Origin of the sequence: Streptomyces sparsogenes (genome assembly GCF_001704635.1) — a bacterium.
GTDB lineage: Bacteria > Actinomycetota > Actinomycetes > Streptomycetales > Streptomycetaceae > Streptomyces > Streptomyces sparsogenes.
In genome coordinates, this window is the sequence record NZ_MAXF01000082.1 from 1 (window position 1) to 8,894 (window position 8,894).

The 8,894-nt window shown below is 72.1% G+C and carries 8 protein-coding genes and 1 tRNA gene; 8 read left to right on the forward strand and 1 reads right to left on the reverse strand.

Going from position 1 to position 8,894, the window contains the following annotated elements; genetic code table 11:
- Nucleotides 1-50 precede the first annotated feature (50 nt).
- From nuoK to BBH68_RS15950, 6 genes are all read left to right on the forward strand, one after another.
- Nucleotides 51-449, forward strand: a complete 399-nt coding sequence (gene nuoK / locus BBH68_RS15925) for an NADH-quinone oxidoreductase subunit NuoK (RefSeq protein ID WP_065962917.1) — start codon at nucleotides 51-53, stop codon at nucleotides 447-449.
- The gene (locus BBH68_RS15930; protein ID WP_065962918.1) at nucleotides 446-2,461 is read left to right on the forward strand and encodes an NADH-quinone oxidoreductase subunit 5 family protein; all 2,016 of its coding nucleotides are present in this window, start codon (nucleotides 446-448) and stop codon (nucleotides 2,459-2,461) included. Before nuoK ends, BBH68_RS15930 begins: the two co-directional genes overlap by 4 nt.
- 3 nt (nucleotides 2,462-2,464) lie before the next feature.
- Nucleotides 2,465-4,069, forward strand: a complete 1,605-nt coding sequence (locus tag BBH68_RS15935) for a complex I subunit 4 family protein (protein WP_065962920.1) — start codon at nucleotides 2,465-2,467, stop codon at nucleotides 4,067-4,069.
- Nucleotides 4,069-5,721, forward strand: a complete 1,653-nt coding sequence (locus BBH68_RS15940) for an NADH-quinone oxidoreductase subunit N (RefSeq protein ID WP_065962921.1) — start codon at nucleotides 4,069-4,071, stop codon at nucleotides 5,719-5,721. The genes BBH68_RS15935 and BBH68_RS15940 overlap by 1 nt, the downstream gene beginning before the upstream one ends.
- 172 nt (nucleotides 5,722-5,893) lie before the next feature.
- A complete protein-coding gene (gene htpX, locus BBH68_RS15945) occupies nucleotides 5,894-6,757 on the forward strand; it encodes a zinc metalloprotease HtpX (protein WP_065962922.1) in 864 nt (287 codons plus the stop codon).
- Complete coding sequence (locus BBH68_RS15950; RefSeq protein WP_065962924.1) at nucleotides 6,754-7,152, forward strand: YccF domain-containing protein; 399 nt, start codon at nucleotides 6,754-6,756, stop codon at nucleotides 7,150-7,152. Before htpX ends, BBH68_RS15950 begins: the two co-directional genes overlap by 4 nt.
- A gap of 148 nt (nucleotides 7,153-7,300) precedes the next feature.
- On the opposite strand, the gene BBH68_RS15955 is transcribed toward BBH68_RS15950, so the two are convergent.
- A complete protein-coding gene (locus BBH68_RS15955; protein ID WP_065962925.1) occupies nucleotides 7,301-7,789 on the reverse strand; it encodes a YajQ family cyclic di-GMP-binding protein in 489 nt (162 codons plus the stop codon).
- Between the two features lie 190 nt (nucleotides 7,790-7,979).
- Here BBH68_RS15955 and BBH68_RS15960 point away from each other — a divergent pair.
- Nucleotides 7,980-8,061: transfer RNA gene (locus tag BBH68_RS15960), tRNA-Tyr, on the forward strand.
- A 106-nt stretch (nucleotides 8,062-8,167) separates the two neighbouring features.
- Nucleotides 8,168-8,806 carry a UTRA domain-containing protein gene (locus BBH68_RS15965; RefSeq protein ID WP_065962927.1) on the forward strand — a complete coding sequence of 213 codons (639 nt, stop codon included), beginning with the start codon at nucleotides 8,168-8,170 and terminating at the stop codon, nucleotides 8,804-8,806.
- The last annotated feature ends 88 nt before the right edge of the window (nucleotides 8,807-8,894 follow it).

The window sequence follows — 8,894 nt, forward strand, 5'->3', positions numbered from 1 at the left end:
CCGCCGGCCCCCGCCGGCAGGCCCGCCGGAGCCGCCGAGAAGGAGGGCTGATGCACCTCGCCTACCCCGCCGTGCTCGCCGTCCTCCTCTTCTGCACCGGCCTGTACGGCGTCCTCGCCCGCCGCAACGCGATCCTGGTGCTGATGTCCGTCGAGCTGATGCTCGGCGCCGTCAACCTCAACCTCGTCGCCTTCGACGTCTGGCTCCGCGACACCCTGCACGCGGGCCAGGCCCTCACGCTCTTCGTCATCGCCATCGCCGCTGCCGAGATCGGCATCGGGCTGGCCATCGTCCTCCTCGTCCACCGCGACCGCGGCACCGCCGACATCGACAAGCTCCGGGGCCTCGCCGAGCCCCCGCCCACCGATGACAGCGTGACACCCACCACTGACAACAGCCCGGACAACAGCGCCGACCAGGGAATCCCCGCCCGGAGGCAGACCGCGTGACGACCACGACCGCCGCCGTCCTCGTCCCCCTCCTGCCCTTCCTCGGCGCCCTCGCCGGACTGCTGCTGGGACGCCGCGCCCCCGGCTTCGTACGGCCTCTCGCCGTGCTGCCGACCGTCGCCGCGGCCGCCCTCGCCGTGGTCGTGGCCGTACGGCAGGGCGGGGGAGCGGGCGGCGGCACGGGCGCCGTGGACGCGTCCACCCGGCTCACGCCCACCGGCTCGCTGCCGATCGACCTCGCGCTGCACATCGACGGCTTCGCCGCCCTGGTCGCGGTCCTCGTCGGCGTCGTCGCGTGCTGTGTGCAGATCTACTCGACCGGCTATCTGCGCGACGACCCCCGCTACCCCTCCTACGCCGCGCTCGTCTCCCTCTTCACCGCCGCGATGCTGCTGGTCGTCTACGCCGACGACCTGATCGTGCTGCTCGTCGGCTGGGAGGTGATGGGCATCTGCTCGTACTTCCTGGTCGGCCACTACTGGGAGACCGCCGCCGCGCGCTCCGCGTCCCTCAAGGCGTTCCTGGTCACCAAGCTCGGCGACGTGCCGTTCCTGTTCGGCCTCTTCGCGCTCGGCGCCGACGCCGGCACGTTCCGGATCAGCCACATCTACACCCGGCTGACCTCCTCCGCCGCCCACTTCCAGCTCGACCACCCCACCCTGATCGCGCTGCTCCTGCTGGCCGGGGTCGCGGGCAAGTCGGCGCAGTTCCCGCTGCACACCTGGCTGCCCGACGCGATGGCCGGCCCCACCCCGGTCTCCGCGCTGATCCACGCCGCCACCATGGTCGCCGCCGGCGTGTACTTCATCGCCCGGCTGCTGCCCGTCTTCGCCTCCTCCGCCGCGGCCCTCGCCGTGCTCGCGGTCATGGCGGCGGTCACCATGGTCGGCTCCGCGCTCGCGGCACTCGCCCAGGACGACATCAAGCGCGTGCTCGCCTACTCGACCGTCGGCCAGCTCGGCTACATGACCGGCGCGCTCGCCGTCGACGACCGCGGCGCCGCCGTCTTCCACCTGCTGAGCCACGGCGCGTTCAAGGCCCTGCTGTTCCTCGGTGCCGGTGTGATCATCCACGCGGCCGGGACGAACTCGCTGGCCGCGATGTCCCGCATGAGCGGCCTCGCGGGGCGCGTCCCCGACGCCTACTGGACGATGACGGTCGCCCTGCTGGCGCTCGCCGCCATCCCGCCCTTCGCGGGCTTCTTCTCCAAGGAGGCCGTCCTCGGCGCCGCCGAGCACGCGGCCACCGGGCACGCCGCGGCCGTCCCGGCGGCCGCCGGCTGGACCGTCCTGGTCGCCGGGCTGCTCACCGCCCTCCTCACCGCCGGCTACGCGACCCGCCTGTGGCTGCTCGCCTTCCGCGGCAAGGGCACGGACGCCCCCGACCACGGGCGGCAGCCCATCGCCATGAACGCCGTCCTGTGGGTGCTGTTCGTGCCCACCGCGGCGCTCGGCCTCGCCTTCGGGGCGCTCCCGGACTGGTTCGACGGCGGGTCGCTCGCCCCGACCCTCACCACCTCCGTGCTCGGCACCGGGCTGGCCCTCGTCGGCGTCCTCGTCACCTACGGGACCTGGCGGCACACCACCGCCCTCGCCGCCCGCGCCCCGCTCGGCGCCGTGGCCGCTCACCCGGACGCCGAGCCCGCGCTCTCCGAGGCCGAGGCCATCGCCACCCACGAGCTCGCCTACGGCGACATCGCGGCGGCCCACGACCCGGCGGACCCCGGCCGCCTCCTCCTCGGCCCGCTGCACCGCCACGCGGCGGCGGGCTTCCACCTCGACGCCCTGTACGCCGCGCTGTTCGTACGCCCCGTGCGCGCCGCCGCCCGGCTGGTCGGCTTCCTCGACCGGGCGGTCGTGGAGACCTACGTACGCGGCGCGGGCGGCGGCCCCCGGCTGCTGGGCGCGGCCGTACGACGCGCCCAGACCGGCAATGTGCAGACCTACCTCGGCGCGCTGATCGCGGGCTCGCTCGTCCTGGCCGTCGCCGTCCTCGTCGCAGCGGGAGCCTGACCCGTGAACCACACCGCCCTGCAGTCGCTCCTCGCGGCCCTGATCGTCCTCCCGCTCCTCGGCTCGCTCGCCGCGCTCCTCCCCGCCCCGCCCGGGCTGCGCGGCCGCGGCCCGGACCAGGCCGTGCTCCGGCACGGCGTCACGGTCACCGGCGTCGTCCTGGCCGCCGCCGTCGCGCTCGCCGCGGGCTTCGACCACGACCGCCCGGCCGCCATGCAGGCGCAGACCGACATCAGCTGGATCCCGGCGCTCGACATCCGGATCCACCTCGGGGTGGACGGCGTCTCGCTGCCCCTCCTCGTGCTGACCGCGCTGCTGACCTTCCTGTGCGCCCTCTACGGCTACTTCAACATGCCCGCCGGGCCCTCCCCGAAGGCGTTCGTCGCGCTGCTGCTGCTCCTGGAGGCCGGCACCCTGGCCACCTTCGCCGTCCTCGACCTGATGCTGTTCTTCCTGGCGTTCGAGACGGTGCTCATCCCGATGTACTTCCTCATCAACCGGTGGGGCGGCGCCGGGCGGGAGCGCGCCGCCTGGAGGTTCATCCTCTACACGCTGCTCGGCTCCGTCGTCATGCTGCTCGGCCTCCTCCTCGTCGGGCTCAAGGGCGGCACCTTCGACATGGTGGCACTCGCCTCGGACAACGGCTCGAAGCTCAGCCACACCACCCAGCTCATCGCGGTCCTCGCCATCGGCATCGGCCTCGCCGTCAAGGCCCCCATGTGGCCCCTGCACAGCTGGCTCCCGGACGCTCACACCGCCGCGCCCACTGTCGGTTCCGTCCTCCTCGCGGGCGTGCTGCTCAAGATGGGCACGTACGGGCTGGTGCGCGTCGTGCTGCCCATCGCCCCCGACGGGGCGCACGCCCTCGCGCCCTACCTCGCCGCCTTCGCCGCCGTCGGCATCATCTACGGCTCCCTGGCCTGCCTCGCCCTGGTCCGCACCGGAGGCAGGGGCGACCTCAAGAGGCTGATCGCGTACTCCTCCGTCGGCCATATGGGCTTCGTCCTGCTCGGCATCGCCACGCTCACCCCCACCGGGGTCAACGGCGCGCTGTTCGCCAACATCGCGCACGGCCTGATCACCGGCCTGCTCTTCTTCCTCGTCGGCGCCCTGAAGGACCGCTTCGGCACCACCGACCTCGACCAGCTCTCCGGCACCGGAGGAGCGGCGCTGTACGGCAGGGCGCCCCGCCTGGGCGGCCTGCTCGCCTTCGGCGCCGTCGCCTCCCTGGGGCTGCCGGGGCTCGCCGGATTCTGGGGTGAGATGCTCGCCATGTTCGGCGCGTTCCGGCCCGCCGACGGGCTCAGCCGCCCCGCCTTCCTCACCTTCATGGCGCTCGCGGGCCTGGGCACCCTGCTGACCGCCGCGTACCTGCTCCTCGTGGTGCGCCGCGTCTGCATGGGCGAGCACCCCGAGGAGGAGATCCCCGGGACGCTCACCGGGGCGTCCCCCGAGCCGGGCCGCCGCGCCCTGGTGGACGTACGCGGCTACGAATTCGCCGCCTGGACCCCACTGGTCGCCCTCACCGTCCTCGGCGGCCTGTGGCCCGCGGCCCTCCTCGGGCTGAGCGACCCGGCCGTGCAGCAGCTCCTCGCGGGAGGCCACTGATGACCGCACTCGCCGGAGGCTACGTCCAGTCCGTCGACTGGCTCGCGATCGCCCCGCCCACCATCACCGCCGCGGCCGCGCTGGCCGTCCTGGTCGCCGACCTTTTCCTCGCCGAGCGGAATAAACCCCTCCTGGGCTGGCTCGCGACCGGGGGACTGGCCCTGGCCGCGCTCTTCCTGCTGCCGCTCCGCGACGGGGACCGCCGCACCTTCTGCCTCACCTCCGACGGGGGAGCGTGCAGCTACACGGCGGACCATTTCGCCGTCGTCATCCAGCTCCTGGTGCTCGGCGGAGCCCTTCTGACGGCCCTGCTGTCCATGAGCGAGGTCCACGACCGCGGCGCCGACAACACCCCCGAGGGCCCTGACACGGACCCTGAGGGGCGCGGCGGAGACGCCGGGCGAGCCGGAAGCGAGGGGCGCGGCGGGCGCGGCAACGTTCCCGCGGGCGAATTCTGGTTCCTCCTGCTGTCCTCCGCCGCAGGCGCGGCGCTCCTGCCCGCCTCCCGCGACCTCGCCACGCTCGTCGTCGCCCTGGAGGTCGCCTCCCTCCCCGCCTTCGCGCTCGTGGGGCTGCGCCGCGGGGACCGCCTCTCCTCCGAGGCCGCCCTGAAGTTCTTCCTCTCCTCGGTCACCGCGACCGCCGTCATGCTGATGGGCGTCAGCTTCGTCTACGCCGCCACCGGCAGCCTCCACCTGTCCCGGATCGCCGGCGCCCTCGGCCACGTCGACCCGCGCCTGGACACGCTCGCCCAGGCCGGCGTGGTGCTCACCCTGGTCGGCTTCGCCTTCAAGACCGCCGCCGTGCCGTTCCACTTCTGGGTCCCCGACACCTACGTCGGCGCCCCGCTGCCGGTGGCCGCGTACCTCTCCGTCATCGGCAAGGCGGTCGGCTTCTCCGGCCTCATCCTGGTCACCGTCCTCGCCTTCCCCGCCTACGCCGACGTGTGGGGCCCGGCCGTCGCCGTCCTGGCCGGGCTCACCATGACCGCGGGCAACGTCGCCGCGCTGCGCCAGCGCCCCGACCGCGCCCACAGCGCCGTACGCCTGCTGGCCTGGTCCTCCGTCGCCCAGGCGGGCTATCTGCTGGTCCCGATCGCGGCCGCCGGATACGCCGACTCCTCCGGCGACGCGGCCCACGCCGTCGGCTCCACGGTCGCGTACGCCCTCATGTACGCCGCCGTGAACCTCGGCGCCTTCGCCGTCGCGGCCCTGGTGACCCGCACCCACCCGGCGGGTCGCCTCAGCGACTACCGCGGCCTGTACGCCTCCCGCCCGGCGGCCGCCCTCGCCCTCGGCTTCTTCCTGCTCTGCCTGGCCGGGCTGCCGCCCGGGGTCATCGGCCTGTTCGCCAAGGTCACCGTCTTCTCGGCGGCCGTCGACGCGGGGCTGGGCTGGCTCGCCGTGGTCATGGCGGTGAACGTCGTGATCGCGCTGTACTACTACCTCCAGTGGACGGCCGTCCTCTTCCGCGCGCCCGAGCCGGCCGCCCAGCCGACCACCGGGACGGCGGCCACCGCGGCCGCGGCTCCCGCCACCCGCGCGGTCCCGGCCTCCCTCACCGCGGTCATCGGCCTCGCCGCCGTGCTCGGCGTCGCCCTCTCCGGAGCCCCGCAGCTCGTCCTGCGCTTCGCCTCCGGCGCCCTGCTGTGAACTCGGCCGAGACCTCGCCCTGAGGCCTCATCCCTCTGGCCCAGCGGCCCGCCACGTGTGCACTTGGGAACCAGCGACCCTCATATGGCGTTGACCAATGCGGAAGGGTCCACTGGAAGGTGGAGACACCGCCAAAAAGGGTTCCCTTGCGGCATGTTTTGGAGGGCACACCGTGCATCGTCGGCACAACGGGCTCAGGACCGCGGTACTCCTCGGGGCACTGTCCGCCCTCATCATCGTCGTCGGCAGCCTCTTCGGCCGTACGGGCCTGATCGTGGCGGTCCTTGTGGCGCTGGGGACGAACGCCTACGCGTATTGGAACAGCGACAAGCTCGCTCTGCGCGCCATGCGCGCGCGGCCCGTGAGCGAGTTCGAGGCCCCGCAGCTCTACCGCATGGTCCGCGAGCTCTCCACCGCCGTCCGCCAGCCCATGCCGCGCCTCTACATCTCCCCGACCGAGGCCCCCAACGCCTTCGCGACCGGTCGCAACCCGCGCAACGCGGCCGTCTGCTGCACCGAGGGCATCCTGCGGCTCCTGGACGAGCGCGAGTTGCGCGCCGTCCTCGGCCACGAACTCAGCCACGTCTACAACCGCGACATCCTCATCTCGTCCATCGCCGGCGCGCTCGCCAGCGTCGTGATGTTCCTGGTCAACTTCGCCTGGCTGATCCCGATCGGCCGGTCCGACGACGACGAGGGGCCCGGCTTCCTCGGCATGCTGCTGATCATGATCCTCGGTCCGCTGGCGGCCACCATCATCCAGCTCGCCGTCAGCCGCTCCCGCGAGTACCAGGCCGACGCTTCCGGCGCCCAGCTCACCGGCGACCCCCTCGCCCTGGCGAGCGCCCTCCGCAAGCTGGAGGCGGGCACCCAGCAGCTCCCGCTGCCGCCCGAGCCCCGCCTGGAGACCGCGAGCCACATGATGATCGCCAACCCGTTCCGCGCGGGCGACGGCCTGACCAAACTCTTCTCCACCCACCCGCCCATGGCGGAGCGCATCGCCCGCCTCGAGCAGATGGCAGGACGGCAACCATGAAGACCATCCTGAACCTGATCTGGCTCATCCTCTCCGGCTTCTGGCTCGCCTGCGCCTACCTCATCGCCGGACTGCTCCTCTTCGTCACGATCATCGGCATACCCTTCGCGATCGCCTCCTGGCGCATCGCGGGCTTCGCCCTCTGGCCCTTCGGCCGCACCGCGGTCCCCCGCTCCGACGCCGGCGCGGGCTCCTGCGTCGGCAATGTGCTGTGGCTGGTGCTCGCGGGCTGGTGGCTGGCGCTCGGCCACGTCATCACCGGCGTGATCCTCTGCCTCACGATCATCGGCATCCCGCTGGGCCTGGCGAACTTCAAGCTGATCCCGATCTCCCTGACCCCCCTGGGCCACGAGATCGTCTCCACCGACCGCCCCTTCGCGGCCCCCCGCTGGTAAAACCCTCAGCGAGAGCCGAGAGCCGAGAGCCGAGAGCCGAGAGCCGAGAGCCGGGAGCCGAAAGCGGGGAGTCACCGAGGGCGGGCGGCCCGAAACAGGCTGCCCGCCGCCCTGGGACAAGCGGCCGCCGGTGCCGCCGCGACCCCGCTTACCGGTAGTTGACGAACTGCACCGCGAAGTCGAGGTCCTTGCCCTTGATCAGCGCGATGACGGCCTGAAGGTCGTCCCGGCTCTTGGACGACACCCGCAGCTCATCGCCCTGCACCTGCGCCTTGACGCCCTTCGGGCCCTCATCACGGATGATCTTGGCGATCTTCTTGGCGTTCTCCTGGGAGATCCCCTCCTGCAGCGAGGCGAAGATCTTGTACTCCTTACCCGAGGCCTGCGGCTCGCCCGCGTCCAGCGCCTTCAGTGAGATCCCGCGCTTGATCAGCTTGGACTCGAAGACATCGAGGATCGCCTTGACCCGCTCCTCGGAGTTCGCGCGCATCTCGATCCGCTCGCCCGACCACGCGATCGAGGCGCCGACGTTCTTGAAGTCGTAGCGCTGGGAGATCTCGCGGCTCGCCTGGTTGAGAGCGTTGTCGACCTCCTGCCGCTCGACCTTCGAGACGATGTCGAAACTGGAGTCGGCCATCTTGAGTTGGCTCCTCGTACATAGATCTGTCAGGGGCACGGCCCGCCGGACCGCTCGGGCCAGCCTAGCCATCTCGGCCATGATCGAGACGGGAACAACCCGGTGGCGGAGCACCCCCCGTCATCGGGTATTGTTTACGTCGTCGCCAGGGGGTTCCCACGAAGGGAACGGAACCCCTGGTCACATCCCAGGCGGTGTGCCCGAGTGGCCAATGGGAGCGGACTGTAAATCCGTCGGCTTAGCCTACCCAGGTTCGAATCCTGGCGCCGCCACGTAAGGGATACGGCCCCTGATCTGCGGAAACGCGGTCAGGGGCCGTTGTCGTTCAGGGAGCGGCACATCCCGGCCGACCGGTGAGCACAAGGCGGTGAGCACCCCATGGCGAAGCACGAGCAGTCCGCTGACGTCCCGTGGCAGGGCGTTCGCGCGAGGGCCCGCCGACGGGTGGAGCGGCACAACGACCGGCACCAGTGGGAGAAGGACCGGGTGCGCCGGTCGCGGGCCGAGCGTCTGAGCACCGGCTCCACGGAACACGACACCGGGCTGGAGGCCGCCGACCTCGTCTTCCACGCCGAGTACCGCGAGGCCGTGGCCGACGAGGAGCGCGCCGCGCTGTTCGGCGTGCCGGTCGGCACGCGGCTGCTGGAGCGCATTTACCGCACCCGCTGCCGCGAGGACTTCCCCTTCGCGCTGGTGCGCTCCTATCTCGTCCACGAGGTGGCGGCGGCCAATCCGGATCTGCTCGACGACGCGAACGAGCCATGGCCCGGCGGCACGCAGAACCAGCTCGATACGCTCGGCATCGAGCTGGACCGGATAGAGGAGCGGATCACGGCCCGCCCGCCGACCGCGGAGGAAGTCGAGGAGCTCGGCCTGGAGGGGGGTGTCCCGGTGATTCTCCTGAGGAAGATTTCCCTCGATATCGATGGCCGGGTCGTGGAATTCTCCGACGTCATTTTTCCGGGGGACCGTACGGAGCTGGTCTTCACCACCTGCCTGAAATCCCGGGGGAAATGACGCACGGCGCGCGGTGTCCGGCGGCGCCGGGGCGGCAGGGCGTCAAGGCGCGGTCGGCGGCTGCTGCGGCGGAGGCTGAGCTGAGGCG

What these genes read in the sequence shown, in the direction of transcription:
- nuoK (WP_065962917.1), top strand. Translation starts at nt 51, where the DNA reads ATGCACCTCGCCTACCCCGCCGTGCTCGCCGTCCTCCTCTTCTGCACC.
- BBH68_RS15940 (WP_065962921.1), top strand. Translation starts at nt 4,069, where the DNA reads ATGACCGCACTCGCCGGAGGCTACGTCCAGTCCGTCGACTGGCTCGCG.
- BBH68_RS15950 (WP_065962924.1), top strand. Translation starts at nt 6,754, where the DNA reads ATGAAGACCATCCTGAACCTGATCTGGCTCATCCTCTCCGGCTTCTGG.
- BBH68_RS15955 (WP_065962925.1), bottom strand. Translation starts at nt 7,789, where the DNA reads ATGGCCGACTCCAGTTTCGACATCGTCTCGAAGGTCGAGCGGCAGGAG.
- BBH68_RS15965 (WP_065962927.1), top strand. Translation starts at nt 8,168, where the DNA reads ATGGCGAAGCACGAGCAGTCCGCTGACGTCCCGTGGCAGGGCGTTCGC.